This is a genomic window from Chryseobacterium sp. CFS2 (assembly GCF_036543225.1).
Lineage (GTDB): Bacteria > Bacteroidota > Bacteroidia > Flavobacteriales > Weeksellaceae > Chryseobacterium > Chryseobacterium culicis_A.
In genome coordinates this window covers 433,582-451,302 of record NZ_JAZHQU010000004.1, presented here as the reverse complement: position 1 = coordinate 451,302, position 17,721 = coordinate 433,582, and the positions used below count along the sequence as shown (strand labels likewise).

The 17,721-nt window shown below is 35.7% G+C and carries 19 protein-coding genes and 1 riboswitch; of the genes, 8 read left to right on the top strand and 11 right to left on the bottom strand.

Going from position 1 to position 17,721, the window contains the following annotated elements; genetic code table 11:
• Positions 1-28 precede the first annotated feature (28 nt).
• Positions 29-631 carry a MarC family protein gene (locus ODR02_RS11940; RefSeq protein ID WP_209788359.1) on the top strand — a complete coding sequence of 201 codons (603 nt, stop codon included), beginning with the start codon at positions 29-31 and terminating at the stop codon, positions 629-631.
• A 5-nt stretch (positions 632-636) separates the two neighbouring features.
• Complete coding sequence (locus ODR02_RS11935; RefSeq protein WP_047434073.1) at positions 637-837, top strand: hypothetical protein; 201 nt, start codon at positions 637-639, stop codon at positions 835-837.
• 1,028 nt (positions 838-1,865) lie between these two features.
• On the opposite strand, the gene ODR02_RS11930 is transcribed toward ODR02_RS11935, so the two are convergent.
• The 5 genes from ODR02_RS11930 to ODR02_RS11910 all read right to left on the bottom strand — a co-directional run bounded on the left by ODR02_RS11930 (position 1,866) and on the right by ODR02_RS11910 (position 6,421).
• On the bottom strand, positions 1,866-2,834 hold the full coding sequence (locus ODR02_RS11930) for a chorismate-binding protein (RefSeq protein ID WP_309512576.1): 969 nt from the start codon (positions 2,832-2,834) through the stop codon (positions 1,866-1,868).
• A gap of 158 nt (positions 2,835-2,992) precedes the next feature.
• Positions 2,993-3,421 (bottom strand): PaaI family thioesterase, encoded by a 429-nt coding sequence (locus ODR02_RS11925; RefSeq protein WP_209788365.1) that lies wholly within the window; start codon positions 3,419-3,421, stop codon positions 2,993-2,995.
• A 34-nt stretch (positions 3,422-3,455) separates the two neighbouring features.
• A complete protein-coding gene (locus ODR02_RS11920; RefSeq protein WP_309512575.1) occupies positions 3,456-4,043 on the bottom strand; it encodes a 1-acyl-sn-glycerol-3-phosphate acyltransferase in 588 nt (195 codons plus the stop codon).
• Between the two features lie 315 nt (positions 4,044-4,358).
• On the bottom strand, positions 4,359-6,080 hold the full coding sequence (locus tag ODR02_RS11915) for a PspC domain-containing protein (RefSeq protein ID WP_209788369.1): 1,722 nt from the start codon (positions 6,078-6,080) through the stop codon (positions 4,359-4,361).
• Positions 6,081-6,091: 11 nt separating this feature from the next.
• Positions 6,092-6,421, bottom strand: a complete 330-nt coding sequence (locus ODR02_RS11910; protein WP_103234940.1) for a PadR family transcriptional regulator — start codon at positions 6,419-6,421, stop codon at positions 6,092-6,094.
• A 554-nt stretch (positions 6,422-6,975) separates the two neighbouring features.
• Here ODR02_RS11910 and ODR02_RS11905 point away from each other — a divergent pair.
• Together ODR02_RS11905 and ODR02_RS11900 are read left to right on the top strand one after the other, a co-directional pair.
• A complete protein-coding gene (locus ODR02_RS11905) occupies positions 6,976-7,677 on the top strand; it encodes an XAC2610-related protein (protein ID WP_309512574.1) in 702 nt (233 codons plus the stop codon).
• Between the two features lies 1 nt (position 7,678).
• Positions 7,679-8,269, top strand: a complete 591-nt coding sequence (locus tag ODR02_RS11900; protein ID WP_209788373.1) for an HD domain-containing protein — start codon at positions 7,679-7,681, stop codon at positions 8,267-8,269.
• Positions 8,270-8,321: 52 nt separating this feature from the next.
• Here the strand turns inward: ODR02_RS11900 and ODR02_RS11895 are convergent, their stop codons facing one another.
• The 3 genes from ODR02_RS11895 to ODR02_RS11885 all read right to left on the bottom strand — a co-directional run bounded on the left by ODR02_RS11895 (position 8,322) and on the right by ODR02_RS11885 (position 10,528).
• Positions 8,322-8,705: an acyl-CoA thioesterase gene (locus ODR02_RS11895; RefSeq protein ID WP_002977578.1), complete on the bottom strand. Its 384-nt coding sequence runs from the start codon at positions 8,703-8,705 to the stop codon at positions 8,322-8,324.
• A 115-nt stretch (positions 8,706-8,820) separates the two neighbouring features.
• Positions 8,821-9,000: riboswitch (cobalamin riboswitch) on the bottom strand.
• Between the two features lie 34 nt (positions 9,001-9,034).
• Positions 9,035-9,835 carry a hypothetical protein gene (locus ODR02_RS11890; RefSeq protein ID WP_105681793.1) on the bottom strand — a complete coding sequence of 267 codons (801 nt, stop codon included), beginning with the start codon at positions 9,833-9,835 and terminating at the stop codon, positions 9,035-9,037.
• 30 nt (positions 9,836-9,865) lie between these two features.
• A complete protein-coding gene (locus tag ODR02_RS11885) occupies positions 9,866-10,528 on the bottom strand; it encodes an ATP-binding cassette domain-containing protein (protein WP_309512573.1) in 663 nt (220 codons plus the stop codon).
• A 422-nt stretch (positions 10,529-10,950) separates the two neighbouring features.
• Here ODR02_RS11885 and ODR02_RS11880 point away from each other — a divergent pair, with 422 nt between their 5' ends.
• A complete protein-coding gene (locus tag ODR02_RS11880) occupies positions 10,951-12,036 on the top strand; it encodes a GEVED domain-containing protein (RefSeq protein WP_309512572.1) in 1,086 nt (361 codons plus the stop codon).
• 67 nt (positions 12,037-12,103) lie between these two features.
• Here the strand turns inward: ODR02_RS11880 and ODR02_RS11875 are convergent, their stop codons facing one another.
• The gene (locus ODR02_RS11875; RefSeq protein WP_105681020.1) at positions 12,104-14,251 is read right to left on the bottom strand and encodes an endonuclease MutS2; all 2,148 of its coding nucleotides are present in this window, start codon (positions 14,249-14,251) and stop codon (positions 12,104-12,106) included.
• Positions 14,252-14,403: 152 nt separating this feature from the next.
• Here ODR02_RS11875 and ODR02_RS11870 point away from each other — a divergent pair, with 152 nt between their 5' ends.
• Genes ODR02_RS11870 through ODR02_RS11860 form a run of 3 tightly spaced genes read left to right on the top strand, consistent with a single transcriptional unit; the run spans position 14,404 to position 16,653 of the window.
• Entirely contained in the window at positions 14,404-14,931 is a 528-nt protein-coding gene (locus ODR02_RS11870; RefSeq protein WP_209788385.1) for a GNAT family N-acetyltransferase, read from the top strand.
• 39 nt (positions 14,932-14,970) lie between these two features.
• Entirely contained in the window at positions 14,971-15,975 is a 1,005-nt protein-coding gene (locus tag ODR02_RS11865; protein ID WP_209788388.1) for an acyltransferase family protein, read from the top strand.
• Between the two features lie 36 nt (positions 15,976-16,011).
• On the top strand, positions 16,012-16,653 hold the full coding sequence (locus ODR02_RS11860; protein WP_309512571.1) for a uracil-DNA glycosylase: 642 nt from the start codon (positions 16,012-16,014) through the stop codon (positions 16,651-16,653).
• Here the strand turns inward: ODR02_RS11860 and ODR02_RS11855 are convergent.
• Positions 16,640-17,149, bottom strand: a complete 510-nt coding sequence (locus ODR02_RS11855; protein WP_209788393.1) for a hypothetical protein — start codon at positions 17,147-17,149, stop codon at positions 16,640-16,642. The genes ODR02_RS11860 and ODR02_RS11855 overlap by 14 nt on opposite strands.
• Positions 17,150-17,165: 16 nt before the next feature.
• Positions 17,166-17,657 (bottom strand): DUF456 domain-containing protein, encoded by a 492-nt coding sequence (locus ODR02_RS11850; RefSeq protein WP_105681015.1) that lies wholly within the window; start codon positions 17,655-17,657, stop codon positions 17,166-17,168.
• Positions 17,658-17,721: the final 64 nt, after the last annotated feature.

Here is a 17,721-nt window from a genome sequence, read left to right as displayed (position 1 = left end):
TTTTTGCGAAATTATTAATTACAAAGAGATGGAAATTTTTGATGGTTTCTCTTTTAAAGAGATCGTTACCAGCTTTATGGTTCTTTTTGCCGTTATCGATATCATCGGCTCAGTTCCTATTATAGTAAGCCTTCAGCAGAAGTTTGGACAGATTGAAGCCGGAAAGGCAGCCGTTACTGCGGGAGCTATTATGATTGTTTTCCTGTTCGTAGGAAATAAGATCCTTAAACTTATTGGTGTTGATGTAAATTCCTTCGCCATTGCCGGAGCTTTTGTGATTTTTGTCATAGCCCTGGAAATGATTTTGGGAATTGAAATCAATAAAACCACCGAGGCAAAGGCTGCATCTATTGTACCCATCGCATTTCCGCTGGTTGCCGGAGCTGGAACCTTAACAACTGCCCTGTCTCTTAGAGCTGAATTTCATGATATTAATATTATTTGCGGAATTATTCTTAATACAATTTTCGTATATTTGGTGCTGAAATCAGCGAAATGGCTGGAGAAGAAAATTGGGGATGCTACTTTGATGATCCTTCAGAAAGTTTTCGGAATTATCCTTTTGGCAATTTCAATTAAATTATTCACCGCAAATTTTGCTCAACTGGTGCAGAATTATATTAATTTTTAAGAGTCATGAAGAAGTTTTATAAAGTATTTTTAGTACTGTTTATTGTATTCATCACCATCAATCTTTATGCTATCAACTGGCAGGCAACTGATATTCTAGGAGATGAAGATAACATTAGGTTCGCATTCTCAGCCGGAGCTGCAGCAATAGGCCTTATCCTGCTTTTTGTTATGGATACTTGGAGCAGAATCGGTGTAAAGAAATAAATTGAATATTTCATTATAGATATAGCCTCTTTCTTTTTGAAGGAGGTTTTTGTTTTTTGTTAGGTAAGAGGTGTTAGGTAAGAGGTGTTAGGTAGCAGGGAATAGGAATTAGGGAATAGATTTGCTATCAATATCCATATTTGTTTTTCTTATTCAATAGGAGCGGGCTTTAGCCCGTTCAAAAAAAGATAAGAGATCAATTGGTTTTAGCCAAAACTTATGAATACAACGCAAAGCTCACAAAGGTTTTATTCATAGCTTTAAAATCGTTCGCAAAGGCGTTGCACTAAGCAAAGAAAATATATACAACTATCTGTGCAAGTCTAACAGTATCAATCCATATATTACATAAATAATTGATCTGATTAATTCAGTAGGAGCGGGCTTTAGCCCGTTTAAATAGAGGATAAAATTCAATAGGCTTTAGCCAAAACCTACATTATTGAGCAAAGCTTGCAGAAAGATGATAAATGGCTTTAAAACCGGTTCGTAAAGGCGTTGCACTCAGCAAAGAAAATAGATACAACTATTTGCAAGTCTAACAGTGTCAATCCATATATTCCATATATTACATAAATAATTGATCTGATTAATTCTGTAGGAACGGGCTTTAGCCCGTTTAAATAGAGTATAAAATTCAATAGACTTTAGCCAAAACCTACATTATTGAGCAAAGCTTGCAGAAAGATGATAAATGGCTTTAAAACCGGTTCGCAAAGGTGTTGCACTCAGCAAAGAAAATAGATACAACTATCTGTGCAAATCTGACAGTATCAATCCACATATTACATAAATAATTGATCTGATTAATTCAGTAGGAACGGGCTTTAGCCCGTTTAAATAGAGTATAAAATTCAATAGGCTTTAGCCAAAACCTACATTATTGTGCAAAGCTTGCAGAAAGATGATAAATGGCTTTAAAACCGATTTGCAAAGGCGTTGCCACTGAGCAAAGAAAAATGAGCGTAAACACTTCTAAAAATCTGTGAAATGTGTTGGGAAATTCTCACATATAAAAAAAATATCTTTTAAGAAATAACCAGGTTTTTCAATATGGCTTCAGACTTCAGTTCTGTTTCTCTCCATTCCTTTTCCGGGTCACTTTGAGCTGTTATTCCTCCTCCTACAAAAACATGTACAGCATCTTTATAAAGTCTGGCACAGCGCAGATTGACAAAGTATAAAATACTATCTTCTGTTTCAACTTTTATATAACCGGCATAGAATTCGCGGGGAAATTTTTCGTATTTACGGATATTTTCGTTACAAAAATCTTTTGGAATCCCACAGACAGCGGGAGTAGGGTGCAGATCCTGAATAATGCTGTCCAGATCTTCAGGTTTTATGCTGGTTTTAAAATCGGTTCGTAAATGTTTGATATTACCGGAAATATGGTCATAGGTTTCCGATTGTTGTACCGTGTCTGAATAGTTTTTAAGGATATCCTGAATGTAAGTCGTAACCGGCTTCTGTTCTTCAATTTCTTTTTCAGACCATTCCTCAGATACAGGAAGAGTTCCGGCAAGAGCCATGGTTTCAAACTCGTGAGTCCTTTTATTAAACTTTCCTAATACTTCAGAGAAAGCACCCATCCAGGCATTTTGTCCGTCATTAAACAAGTACCTGAATGCATTGGGATAGGATTCACATAGATTTTTAAAGCTCTCTTTATAATTGATGAGTGTAAAGTCTATAAAGATCTTTCTTCTGGAGTAAACAAGCTTTGGCAGATTATGATCTTTAATCACCTCAATCACTTCCTGTAGTGTTTTGCAGTATTCTTCTTTAGTTTCGGCAGGAGAATTTGTAGGATCATTGGTTAGGTCTTCATTTGTAATTGAAGTATGGGAAAATTCTACAGAATTAATTTCAAAAATATCTCCGCTGAAGCTAATTTGATCTAAGCCATTATAGGAAAAAAAGCTGACTGCATTCTTTGAGTTTTTTTCATCAGCAGACAGAAGTCTTTCATCGAAAGGAAGTTTGAAATAAATCATGAGTTAAGAAGGATTTTGAAAATCATCAGCGGGAAATAATATAGGAAATTCCCAGGTTGATTTTCCTTTCTGCAAAGGTATTATTAGTCTTAAAGATGTCAAAATAAAAAGAGCTTAAATTTATTTTAAGCTCTTTATTTTTTATATGTTGTTACAACTTATCTGTGAATAATATTATTTGTCATGGTTGTATGGTTGATCAAAACACCCTTTTCATCACGGATTTCAATTTCAGAAACATGCATTGTTTTGCCTTTTCTGATAAAACGTGCTGTAGCCGTTACAATACCCTCTTTTTTGCTTCTTAAATGGTTAGAATTGATATTGGTTCCCACTCCGTAATATTTTTCGCCATCGATAAAAATATTAGACAGGCTTGAACCCAAAGTCTCAGCTAAAACACAGCTCGCTCCTCCATGCATGATTCCAAACGGCTGGTGGGTTCTTGGAAGAACAGGCATTGTTGCGGTAAGGGTTTCATTTTCGAGATCAATATCGATGAATTTTATTTCAAGTGTCTTGGCAAGAGTTACATCTCCCCAGTTATTGATGAATGCTAATATTTCTTCTTTTGTCTGACCTTTCATTTTTATAATTGATAATTAATTTTGCCTCTTGCCTCTAGCTCTGTTCGGTTCCCATAATATTGGGATTCCAGTTTTCCGGAACTTTAGGAACGATATCATTTTTCACGTAATAGTCCTGAATTTCCTGCATAATTTCTGAAAAAGGTACTGATGCTATCCTTTCGTAAGGAATGGTGTAGCCCAGGTAAACAATGTTTCTTTTAAAATCACCTGCTGCCAGCACAATAGGAACTTTTGCAGCCAAAGCCATATGATAGAATCCTTTTCTCCATTTCGGAACCCAGCTTCTGGTTCCTTCCGGAGTAATAACAAGGCTGAAATCTTCTTTGGAAAACTGGTTGGCTACGAAGTTTACAAGATCGTTTTTCTGGCTTCTGTCTATACCAATACCTCCAAGTCCTTTTACGATACTTCCATACCAGGCTTTGGTGTGTGCATCTTTAATGATAATTTTCAGAGGTTTTTCCAAAGACCAATAGGCGAAATTTCCTAAAATGTATTCCATATTATGAGTATGCGGTGCTACCACAAGGATACACCTGTTGAGATTGTTGACATCGCCCTGTAGAACGACTTTCCAACCTAATACTTTTAACATTGCTTTGCCTAACAGCTTTTTCATAGATTTCTTGAATTAAAAACAAAAAAGTATAACCAAACTTTGGTTATACTTTACAAATATATTGAAATATTATTGCTCTTAAAACAAACCGCTAATTAAATCTACGATTTTCATTACGAATTCCATTGCAAATTGTATCATGGTGAAGCTGTGTTTTTGGTTGATTGGTTATTAAATTTTAGCTTTACGAAATTAAACCTTTTTTTTCACATAAGAAACTAAATAGCGTTTTATTTTCACTTTTCTGAGAGAAGAAGGGTGTGAATTTCAAACGGTTGCCATCCACTCACACCTTCTACCACTCTCTGAAGTTAATTATTTAGTTTGTATGGAAATTTCGTTTTTTCCGTCTTTGATTTTGATGTCCATATCTTTATTTGATTTTTTGATATTGGATACTGCAGAATCAATAACTTTCTTTGCCTGGTTGTTCGGAACTTTTTTTCCATTTACGATGATACTGTCCTTATCATCAGAGTTGTACTCAATACTGGAACCGTTTACCGTGATTTTATTTTTTTCAATTCTTACATTGTTGTTGTCTTCATCCTGGTCCTGATCTTCATCATTGATACCGTCTCCGTCTAAATCTCCATACATGTTGATATGGTCTTTTTTCATGGATATAACCACTGTTTTTTGCGGAACTACAAGTTCATAATCCAGTCTGTAATCTCTGAATCTGTGCTCATAAGGATACTTTATATAGTTTGGAAGAAGAACTTTATTGTTTACCACTTCTACAGGAACAGTAAGCTGGATTGGGAAATTATAGCCTTTTCCTTCTTTTTTAATGATCAGATATGGTGTTTTGATATCTGGTTTTCTTGTTACATCTACAGACACATAGTCTTCTTCGTAAACAGATCTTTTATCAGAATAAATATCATTGTTATAGGCTTTAAAGTTCTGAGGAATGTTGATTTGTTTTACATCTACATACACTGTATCTGAAGTAGTGTTGATGGCTACGTTTTCTACATCTTCCTTGTTTCCTTTGTAAATCATGTCTTTTTTAGCCATGCTGATTCCGAAATAAGTTCCAAGTCCGATCAAAAGAAGGAATAAACCACCTACAACCCATCCGATATTTCTCAGTTTTGTTTTCGGAGAGAAGATCTTGATGCTTAATAAGCTGAAAAGGATTGCCGGAATTAAGCTTCCGATCACCATCATCGCAGCCAGTACTTTATCAAGTCCCTGGTCATCCATGTAGAATCTGATTTCATTAGCTCCGGGGAAATCTGTATCCATTCCGAAAAGTCCGAATAATACAAATACTCCAATAATACTTCCTACAGCCATTAATACAAAGAATCCTCCTACGATATACTTGAATACATTCCAGATTCCGCTGCTTGCATTGTTGATATAAGGTTTGTTTTCTGTATAGATTTCTCCGACCCTCTGAGTAGATTCATTGGCAAATTGTACCAATTTATTAGACTCATTCTTAAGATTGTCGAAGTTCATAGGCTTTCCCTGCATTTTCAGGAAATCTGCTGCGGTTTCAGCTTTTGGAAGTACGATCCAAAGGATTACATATAAAAGACCTATTAATGAAGAGGAAATTGCTGCGGTAAAAATTCCTAATACGAAGATTCCCAGCCAGATTGCTCTCATGGTAGTAATATCCATTCCTACATATTGAGCTAAACCTGCACAAACCCCTGCTACTTTTTGTTTTTCCGGATCACGGAACAGTTGTTTTTTATCTGTATAACCGGTTCCTGAATTATTTTTTCTGGTAGATGTTTTTTCAGAAAAATAAGCCTCTTCCTGTTCTTCGATTTTTTCAGGGCTTCCGATTTGTGCGATTACCTTTTCTACATCGGTATCGTTAATCACTTCACGTTTTCCTAAAGAATCTTTGAAAATCTCCACCATTCTTATTTCTATGTCATGCATTACCTCATCTGCTTCTGAAGCTTCAAGTGAGCTTCTCAGTGCATTCAGGTAATCGCTGAGCTTTATATATGCGTGTTCTTCTATGGTAAAAGAAAAACCTGCGAGTCCTATTGAGAGTGTCTTGTTCATAGCTTTGTTTTTTAATTTTGTTGGGTGATTTGGTTTACTGAGGCTGTCAGCTCATTCCATGTATTTTGAAGTTCATCCAGGAAAAGTTTTCCTTTTTCTGTGATCTGATAATATTTTCTGGGTGGTCCTCCTGTAGATTCTTCCCATCTGTAAGAGAGAAACTCTCCGTTTTTAAGTCTTGTAAGAAGAGGGTAGAGGGTTCCTTCCACTACATCCAGTTTTCCTTTTTTCAGTTCGTCAATAAGATCGGAAACATACATTTCGCGGTTATTGATGAGACTTAGAATACAGAATTCCAGAATTCCTTTTCGCATTTGCGCTTTGGTATTTTCGGTATTCATCTTTGATAAGTTTTGTTAATTAGTTATATAATTTTCGAAGTTCGGAACCTAGCTAGTTGTACCTATTTCGATTTTACATTACAAAGATATGTAAATAAAATGGTATTATGCAATACAAAGTAGTGTAATTTTTAAAATAAATCATTTAAAGTATTGAAAATCAATATAATAATTTTTGTCGTCAATTTTGAGTAAAACGAATTTTACAAGAAAATGTCTGAAAATATTTAAATTTTTAAATAGAATTTTGAAAATTGGAGAGAAAAAATGATCTTTTATCACTTATCACTTATCACTTATCACTTATCATTTATCACTCATTACTCATATCATAGCCCCGATAGCAGTGGTTACCCCGCAGCAGCAAAGGCATCGTAGAGAAGCGAGGAGTATGAACGGATAGCGGGAAACAGCTTCTCAGAAATAAATAAACTTCTATTTCAAAGGATTTAGTTGTTTCAAACTCGGGGAGATAATGACTTCTGAATTTTGAGATCGGCCTTAAGATTCGTATTTTTGTTAGGAAAAAAACACCTAAATCATTTACTATTACCATGAATTTATTCAATAAGTATAAGCATTTACCGACTTTTGTTTTACTAGGACCTGCCTGTTTTGGACAGTATCAGTTTGAAGTTAAAAATGCATCGAAGAGTTATGATGCCATCATCCAGGTGGAGAATTGCTATGATGGACAATGCAGCGGAAAAGGAACTGTAGAATTGTACAATCATAAAAATACAAAGGTACAGACTTTTATATCTGATCATCTTGTGCTGAATCTGAATCAGGGCGAAAAGCTAATACCGGGAAAAATGCTTCCGTTAAAGAATGAACAAAGCCCTGTGATCATTGATGATTTTAATTTTGATGGAACAGAGGATATAGCAGTAAGGAATGGGAATATGGGAAATTACAGTTCTGCCTCTTATGATGTATACGTATTCAACAGTACAAGAATGGCTTTTGTGAAGAGTAAGGAGCTTACGGAGCTTGCTTCCAATTCCTTTGATATTTTCGAGGTTGATGCTAAACGTAAACGCCTTATTACTTTTGGGAAATCAGGATGCTGTGATCTTTTTACGACAGAATATGCTGTAATTCCGAATAAGGGACTTGATAAGGTCTTTGAAAAAGAGGAAGATATGACCGTTGAAGGGCGCGTGAAAGTAACCACTAAAGAAAAGCTTAATAATAAATGGATTACCAAAATAAAGGTATATCCTTCAGATCAATATAACAGAAATAAGAAGTAAGATGAAAATTCAGAAAGAGATAGATTTTATCCTGGCTGTAGATGCGCTTAAAAATGTACAGCGAAGAAATTATAATGCAGACGATTCCCGAAGAGAGAATACGGCGGAACATTCCTGGCAGATTATTATTCTGGCTCAGATCCTTTATCCGTATGCTAAAAACCGTGCGGATATTGATCTATTGAGAGTGATAAGAATGCTTTCCATTCATGATCTGGTGGAGATAGAAGCCGGAGATACTTTTATTTTTGATGAAAAAGCAATGGTAGGTAAGTTTGAAAGAGAGAAAGCATCTGCTCAAAAGATCTTTGGAATTCTGGATGAACCTTTGCGTTCAGAATTCTTTAATCTATGGCTGGAATTTGAAGATGAGAAAACACCTGATGCTATTTTTGCCTGTGGAATCGACAGAATCATGCCGTTTATTTTAAATTCCCATACCACAGGAAAAAGCTGGACGGAAGCCGGAGTTACCGAAAAACAAATCCGGAATATGCTTGAAAATGCCATCAGTAGAGCATCGGATGAAATGGGAGAGGCTTTTGAACTTTTACTGAACAGAAGTCTGGAAACAGAAAAAGTGTTGAAATAACCTTAATGAAAATAAAAAGAATCGGGCGGCCTCTGGCCGCCCGATTCTTTATTTATAGTATCTGGATTGGTTTCTTGAATTCGTCAATCGCTACAAAAGTAAAATCACCTACGATGGCTTTCTCTCTTTCATACGAATACATCTGCTCTGTGTAAATTTCAACGTTCACTTTCATACTGGTTTTCCCCACGTATGAAACTTTCCCGATCAGTTCAACAATCGTTCCGGCAGGAATCGGTTTTTTGAAATCTATTTTGTCGCTGCTTACCGTTACCACTCTTTTTCTGGCAAAACGGGTAGCGGTAATAAAAGCTACTTCGTCCATCAGCTGCATAGCCGTACCACCAAAAAGGGTATCATAATGATTGGTTGTGTTTGGGAAAACCGCTTTAAAAATTCTGGTTTCGGAGGCTTCAATTCTTTCTTCTGTAGTCATATTTCATTATTAATTAAAGCGAAATGAAATAATATCAAACAACAGAATAATAACAGGAAATTCGGAAATTCCTGAAACAATTCATCAGATCAATACAACTTCAAATCGCGAAAGTTACTTGTTTAAGAAAAAGGCAGGTCTCCTGACTTGTAACATCTTTTATCTCCTTCCCATGCCTCGCACAGTGGATCTTTGATAAAGATTTCAGTTACTTACAGTTGCGCGACAGTCCGTGATTTTCACACGGTTCCCTTTTAATCTGCAGTGATGCAGAACCAATTTCTATGATGAATAAGCGTAAAACTTTTTCGGGTGCAAAAATAATGAATTTATTCCGGATTATGATAAATAATCTGGCTGATTACTCTTCCTTTTTTGATTGTCCAAAGAGTTGTATATCTGTTTTCTCCTGAACCATTGATCATATAAAGGAAAATATTATCGTTGTCAAGGGAAGTTACTCCAATGTTCTCAAAATCCATGGTAGGCTGGAACATATTTTTGATGGCTTCTCTTACAAAAACAGAACCTCTTCCGGGCTGTTGTACTCTGATGGATTTGATTTCAGTCATTCCTTCAGGAAGATCATTTCCTATTCCCCATGGTTTTACTTTATCAATGGTAAGAATTTTTCCTTCAGCATCTTTTTCCTTTTTACGGTATCCTGCATTGGAAGGATAGACATCAATCACTACTTTGCTTCTTTGGGCGGTAGGGATTTTAGGATCGGAATTGTCTGTGAAAATAATTGATCTTCCGTTTTTAGATTTAGAAGGAGTATAGGCGGGAAGCTGATCTACATAGGCAATACGTCCTTTATTTACCATTCCTTCTTTATCAAGAGTTTCATAACGTACAAAAGGCTTGTCATCATCCTGTTTCTCCGGATATTTGATCCAGATCCACTCTGTTTCTCCCGGAGCCGGTTTTACATAAACAAAAACATCTCCTTTACGCATACGGATCTTGTCTACAATTTTTCGGTAGTCGTCTTTATGTACACGTACGTTGGCATATCCTTCTTCAGCTTTTACAACTCCAAAAGGAACTTTTGTCTGCCCTTTTACAAAAGCTATAGATAAAATACTGAATGCGGATAAATAGAATGCTTTATTTATAAAAGTCATCATGAAATTTTTTTTGATCCCCAAATATATAAATTAAATACTTTTCGGGAGATAATTATACCGCTGCAGTTCTTTAAAATCTTGTATTTGTTTTAGATGGCCGTCAGAAAGCAGATATATATGGTCTGAAATATCCAGAACATCCTGGTAATTGTGATCAGAAATAATAAAACCTTTATACTTTGACTGCTGAAGAATGATTTTCTTTAATTCTTCACAAACTTTTGGAGAAAGGCTGTGGAATGGTTCGTCCAGTAAAACAAAATCTGTTTCAGAGTAAATGATCATCAGGGTTTCAATAGTTCTCTGTTCGCCTTTAGAAAGATTTTTAATTTTTTCATGAAGAAAGGGCTGTATGAGTTCCAAGGCAAACAGCAAATTGGTGTTTTCTTTATTACAGAAGAAAGGAATCAGCTTTTTAACGGTTTCATATTTAGGTAAGAAAAGGTCCTGGGGTAAATATGAGATTTTGTTTTTTCTGTCTGATATACTTTTCAAAATCTTGTTGCCACATTTTATAAACTGGGTATCACCGCTGATAACCCCGAAAATAATTTTTAATAAAGTTGATTTTCCACTTCCATTTCTGCCCAGCAGCCCTGTAATCTGTCCGGTTTCGCATCCTATATAAACATCCTGCAAAATTTTCCTTTCATTGAAGGACTTTGTCAGACTATCAACATGCAGTTTGCTCATAAAAACAATGTTATAATTTTTACAATAATCCCCGATAATATCGTTCCTGCCCAAAGAGAAATCCTTGAAAACCCTACATTGGCATAAAAGTAATATTCGTTTTTAAACCTTAATTCATAAATGAAATAGTGAAGAACGGGAAGGATTAAAAGGAAATTCAGTCCAAAATTTTTAATACTGAATGATGATAAAAAAGAAATCAATAAAGAAAATCCCAAAGTTGGAAACATTATTTTTTTATAAAAAATCCAGAGAATAGAAAAACTTTTGATCATGGTAAAAATAAAAATGGAATATCTATAAAGTATATTTTTTACAAGATTAATTTCAAAAGTATTAAAAAAAGCATAATAATATAGGGTTGTTTGGGAGATATTCCAAAAAATCTCTTATTTTTCAAGGGAATTTTAAAACTAATAAACATGACAAAAAAACTACTGTATGTATTCTCTTTTATTTTGGGAGTTTCCAGCTTTCAGGCAAACAACAAAGTAGAAGAAGAATCCCAACCCTTATTTTACTGTGATACCAATGCTCCTACTGGCGTGCAGGTGTCTACAACTCTTACCTCAGGAACTGTTACCTGGACTGCTGATCCCAATACTCCGAATAATTTTATCAGATATAGAATACCTGGATCCACTATCTGGATGGTGGCTACCCCTGTAGCTGGGCAAAATTCTTATACTATTACTAATCTGCAGCCTTGTACAACTTATGAAGTGCAGGTGGTAAAATTGTGTACCGTACAGGGAACATGGTCTAATCCTGTATTTTTTACAACAACGCTTAATTATTGTGCAAGTGCATCTACAGATACCAGCCTGATGCATATTTCCAATGTGACCGTAAATTCTGCAGGAATTACCACTCCAATGGTCAGCAATTCCGGGCCTTCCAATTATACAGATTACAGAAGTGATGTAAGCCGTAAGGTCAAGTTTTTTATAGGAAGTACAGGAAATACACTTTCAGTGACCAATACGTGGACGGGAACTCCGGGGACAACCACTGTAACGGCATGGATTGATCTTAATGCCAACGGAATTTTTGAATCCAGCGAAAGAGTTATGGTGGCGAATAATATCACTCAGACTGCTCCGGCAGTGTCTGTTTTTACAATTCCAAGTTTGGCAGCAGTGACATTGTGTGGTGTAACCATGAGGATTGTTTCCAGTCAAACAATGCCAGCAGATGGCTGTAGTACATTTACCTATGGAGAAGTTGAAGATTATGGAGTAGAATTACTCAATCTCACCCTTGGAGTTGAAGAATCAGGGAAATCTGCAAAACCTGAAATTTATCCTAACCCTGCATCCGATGTTTTAAATATCTCAGGAATTTCAGACGTAACGGATTATGAAATTTATAATGCTGTGGGACAGAAAACGGGAGAAGGAAAAGTTTCTGACCATAAAGTAAACCTTAGTAATTTGTCCAAAGGAATTTATTTTATCCAGCTGAAAGATAAAGACAATACAATCCGATTAAAATTCATTAAGAAATAAAGATCAAAAAAGAGAGCACCAGAAGGTGCTCTCTCTTACTATTTGCATTACATTAATTTCAGATGAATTAAATTCTCTCAAGTTCATCCGCATTAATTGTTGTTTTGAAAGTTCCGTAATTGACAATCACTTTATTGCGTGAAATTTTTTCAATGGTTCCTACACTGGTGCTTCCCGTAATACGAACACGCTGCCCAATTTTCATCCACACTGCCCGGTCGGTTTTACGCTGTTCCTCCAGTCTTTCATTGGTTTCTGCAATTTTTTCAATAACGTCTTCTTTTTTCAGCTGTTGGGTAATTTTTCTCTTAACCACCTGCAGACGTTTTGATTCATCTTTGTCATTCCCCAGTTTTCTGAATTTCTCCTGTTCAAGAAGCTTCACAAAATCTTTTACAACATCTTTTCTGGATTTTCCCTTAGTATAGCTGTCAATGAATGTTTCAATCTTATTCCCGAACTGAAGCTTACGGTGTTCCTCTTCATACAGCTTCTGGAAATTGAAAAGCTTCTGCTGAAGCTGATCATTCAGTTTCTGAAGGTTGTCACGTTTATCTTCTACAGATTCTTTTCTTTCTGCAAGATCAGATTTCAGTTTTTCAACCTCAAACTTTTCCTGCTGCAGTTTTACAATCGTTTTATCAAGATTGACAATATCATGCTCTACCTTTTTCTTGGCAGAATGGATAATGAATCTTGGAATCTTATTCTTTTCTGCAACTTCAAACGTAAATGAACTTCCTGCCTGTCCTACTTCCAGTTTATACATCGGTTCCAATGTTTCTTCATTGAAGAGCATGGCTGCATTCTGGGCATTGGGAAGCTGTTCTATTACCAGTTTAATATTGGTATAGTGAGTTGTAATAATGGCAAAACTCTTTTTGTCATAGAAAAACTCCATGAAACTTTCTGCCAGCGCACCTCCAAGCTCAGGATCAGAACCCGTACCGAATTCATCAATCAATAAAAGAGTATTGGCATCAGCCTCACGGATGATTCCGGACATTTTCTTCAATCTTGATGAGTAGGTTGATAAATGGTTTTCAATGGACTGGTTGTCTCCAATATCCGTCATGATTTTCTCAAAGAAAAACATTTCAGACTTCGGGTGAACCGGAACAAGGATACCACTCTGAATCATTAGCTGTAATAGTCCTACCGTTTTCAGAGTAATTGATTTTCCTCCGGCATTCGGACCCGAAATACAGATAATCCTGTTGTGGTCTGTTAAGGTAAGGCTCTGGGGATGAATTATTTTGTTCTCTACTTTATTTCTAAGCCATAACAGAGGATGATAAGCCTCTCTTAATCTCAGCGTTTTATGATGGTTGATTTTCGGAAGAACTCCGTTGATCAATTCACCAAACTTTGCTTTGGCTCTTATAAGGTCAAGGTCAAAAATATAAATCTGATATCTCCACAGCTGAGGTTGAAATTCTGCCAGTTCTGCAGTCAGTTTACGGAGAACTTTGTCAATTTCTTTTTTCTCTTCCTCTTCATTTTCACGGAGTTTGAAATAGTGCTTCACAACACTATCCGGCTGAATGTAAGTAATGGAACCTGTCTTGGAAATTCCTAACGTTCTTCCGGCAACCCTTTTTTTGAATCCTGATTTTACTGCCAGAACCCTTTGGTCATCAATAATTGTTTCCCGAATATCATCCAAAAAGTCACTCTGTCCATACGTTGTAAGAGCACGGTTGAAATTTTCCTGAATCGCTTTTTTAGCAAGCTGAATTTCAGTTCTTATGCCTTTCAAAGCTGGAGAAGCTTCATTTTTTACCTCACCAAAACGGTTAAAAACCTTATCTACCTTCTCAATGATCTCTTTTCTGAATTCCAGTACAGAAACTTCTTCTAATAAAGTAGGAAAGGTTTCCGGCATGGTAGGGAAAAATTTTTGCAGTTTTCCGATCTGTTCCGTGATGGTTTTTATTTTGATGAAAGCAGCATTTTCAAGACGGTAATTCTCAATCAACATCAATTTCAGCTCACTTTCGATATCTTCATATTCATCAAACGGAATCGCATTTGAACTTTCAAAACTCGAAAGATATTCCGAAGTTTTTTTTAATGAAAGTTCTGCCTCGTCTATTTCCATTGGACGAAGTTGAAGAATTTTTTCTCTTGTTTTCGGAGAATACGCAAATGGGGAGATTTCCGCGAGCAATTGCGGAAACTCTAATTCGTCTAAATCTTCTTTATCTATATACACAATGCAAATTTAGTGAGAATTTTGATTATTCCGTATATCTGAGAGATTTACAGAATAAATTACCTTTGAATTTGAAATTTATGATGTTACTTTTTTCTGAAAAAGATGGGAATGTTAAAAATAAGATGATATTCTTTTATTACATTTGAAATGTGAAACTGGAAACCCAAAGATTATTATTGAGAGATATCAACGAAAGCCACGTTGAGGATATTTTACGGATTCGAAGCAATGAAGTGATCAATCAGTTCGTCCTAAGAAACTCACCCAAAAATAATTATGATGCCCTTCAGTTTATTTTAACCATTAAAGAAAGAACTCGCAACAACCAAACTGTCTATTTGGGAATTTCTTTAAAAGATCAGCCGAATCTTATCGGAACGATCTGCCTTTGGAATTTTTCTGAAGACCGGAAAACAGCAGAAGTTGGTTATGAACTGTTACCCGAATATCACAGGCAGGGCATTATGTCTGAAGCTTTGAAAGCTGTTTTAGATTTTGGATTTAATGAATTGAAGGTAGAGGAAATTCTGGCAATTACCCATAAGTTCAATGAAAATTCGAAAGGGCTTCTTTTAAAACATCATTTTATTTTGGATGAAGGGAAGCAGGATGAAGGTTTTCCGGATCATATTATTTTTCGCCTAGAAAGAGTCTCTGGCGGTTCCTATGAAATCTAATAGGTTTTTCTCTATCTTTATCGCCGATTGAAATTACATATGAAAAATGAAATAAAATCTTTAACGGGACTTAGAGGGATTGTTGCATTATGGGTAGCGTTTTTTCATTTTAGTTTTTTCAGGAATGAATTCATTCAGGATGTAGTAGGAAAAGGGTATGTAGCAGTTGATATTTTTTTTGTATTAAGTGCTTTTTTGCTTACGGTTTCTTATTCCGGGAAGCTTAAAAATCTGAATTATAAAACAATAGAGGTTTTTTATAAAAAAAGAATCAATAGAATTTATCCTGTATACATTGTATCGGTTATTTTTATTGCATTGTTTTTGGTGAAGACTTCTATAGCAGGATTTCTGATTAATGCTGCATTATTACAATGTTTTTTTGATCCTGATTATCTGCTGAATGTAGTCTATTGGTCGCTAAGTACAGAATGGGTTTGTTACTTACTATTCCCTTTTATGTTATGGTTTGTTCTGCATTATAAAGTGCGCAGTGAAATTTTAATTATTGCCAGTTTGGCGTTGAGGTTTGTACTTCCTTATCTTCCCGGCCATTTGTATATTGGTTCTGAAATTCCTCTGGAGATAGGAGAATCACCAAGATATCTTGATCTTCCTTATGGGCTGGTTTCTCTTCTGAGAACAATTTCTTCCTATTTTCTTGGGATCGGAGTTGCCCTTTTACCAGCATTTAAAATGAAGAAACAAAACCTGATTATTTATATCATTCTCATATTGTTCATATCCATGTTGTTTGTGGAAAAAGGGCTGTTATTTATTCCTTTATTATCAGCATTTATGATCAAATATCTGTATGAAGGGAAGCCCAATTACCTGAAGACTTTTTTAGAAACCAAAGTTGTTTATTTTTTAGGAAATATCTCTTACTCACTATATATTATCCATTATATGGTGAAGAAACAGGATTTCGTTATTGTACATTCTTATCATCTTAATAACCTGTTATTAATATCCCTTTCATTGTTGCTGTCCTATTTTTCATATATGCTGATAGAAAGAAAAGTGAAGATATTTAAGGTATAACTGAGGCTCTTATTTTAATATTATTATTTTTGCACTATGACCTGGACAGAAATTTTAGCCCCGATAAAAAGTACGGAATACTTTACCACCCTTTGGGAGAAAGTGAAGAATGAATATGCAACAACCAAAGTTTTTCCACCAAAAAATCAGATTTTCAGAGCATTGGAGCTTACGGCTTTTGATGATGTGGAAGTTGTGATTATTGGTCAGGATCCTTACCATAATGATTATCAGGCGAACGGATTATGTTTTTCTGTATCTGAGCAGGTGGTAGCACCACCGTCACTTAAGAATATTTTTATTGAGTTAAAAGATGATCTGGGAGTGGTAAGAACCTCTAAAGAGCTTGATGACTGGGGAAAACAGGGCGTTTTATTGTTAAATGCTACGTTAACGGTTCGTGCCCATACACCCAATTCTCATAAAGATCTTGGTTGGGAAAAATTCACCAACTTCATTATTAAGGAAATTTCAGAGAAAAAAGAAAATGTGGTATTTGTTTTATGGGGCGCTTTTGCACAAAAAAAAGCCGAACTCATAGATCCGGCTAAACATTTTATTATTAAATCGGCACACCCTTCACCTTTTTCTGTGTACAGAGGTTTTTTTGGAAGTAAGCCTTTCTCAAAAATTAATGAGTATCTTATTTCCAAGGGGAAGAAGCCTATTTCCTGGTAGGATTAGCAGATGGGTCTGTTTTTTTTATCGTAATTCCGATTTTATATTTTCCGGCTAATGCTTTTGTACCATCCTGTGATTTTGGGGATGGAGCAACATCTTGCAATGTAATGGTATATCCGTTGAATTCTGTTGATTGGTAATAATTTCTTCCCGGATAATCCGCACTGGCAAGGTTCAGAATCATTGGTCGGGTAGAAGTTCCCATTACTTCTACCTGAGCAAGAGCAACTCCGGCCCAGATACAATTAGCTCCTTCAGGGCAACGGCTGTCCTCAGAAACCCCTTTGAATGTAACATTCATCTGGTATTCCCTTAAAAACTTATTTTCTCCTTCACTCAGATATATAACACCATCTTTCTGATTGTTAGTGCTTGTTGTTTTTGTACCTGCAGGCATTTCAGTAGCTTTTGGGTTAGTCTTGGCTTTCTTTTGGGCATCGCATCCTGTTAATGCAAATATTCCCAGGCTGAGTATGACAATTTTATGGAACATAGTTTCTTATATTTAATTAAATGACGTTGAACATATTAAGTAATACTACCAAAAACATTGCCACTCCTACCACAAAACTGAATCCGGTTCCATAAATGAATCCAATCAGTGCTCCTTTGGTTGACTGTAAAGCTTTATTCATATCCTTGCTGTCGTGAAGTAATTCACCAATAAATACCCCTGCAAACATTCCTATCAGAAAACCTAAGGGAATCGGAAGAAATATCCCCACAATGGTTCCTATTACAGAACCGATACTTCCCCAACGTGTACCTCCATATTTTCTATTGGTTTTTGCCGGAATCACATAGCTTAATACTACTGAAGCTGCGGTGAGAATTCCGAATGCCCAGATATAGATCATCGGAAGGTCTGCATCTGTCCCGAATTTATAGATCAGAAGTCCGCAGATACTCAGCAAAAGCCCGGGTAATACCGGAAGAAATGTTCCCAGTATCCCGATAAATAACAGAATAAGGCAGAAAATATTAATAATCGTTGTATCCATTCTTTTTAAAAAATATACATGCAATATAAAAAAAGTGGCCTTATAAAAGACCACTTTGAGAACT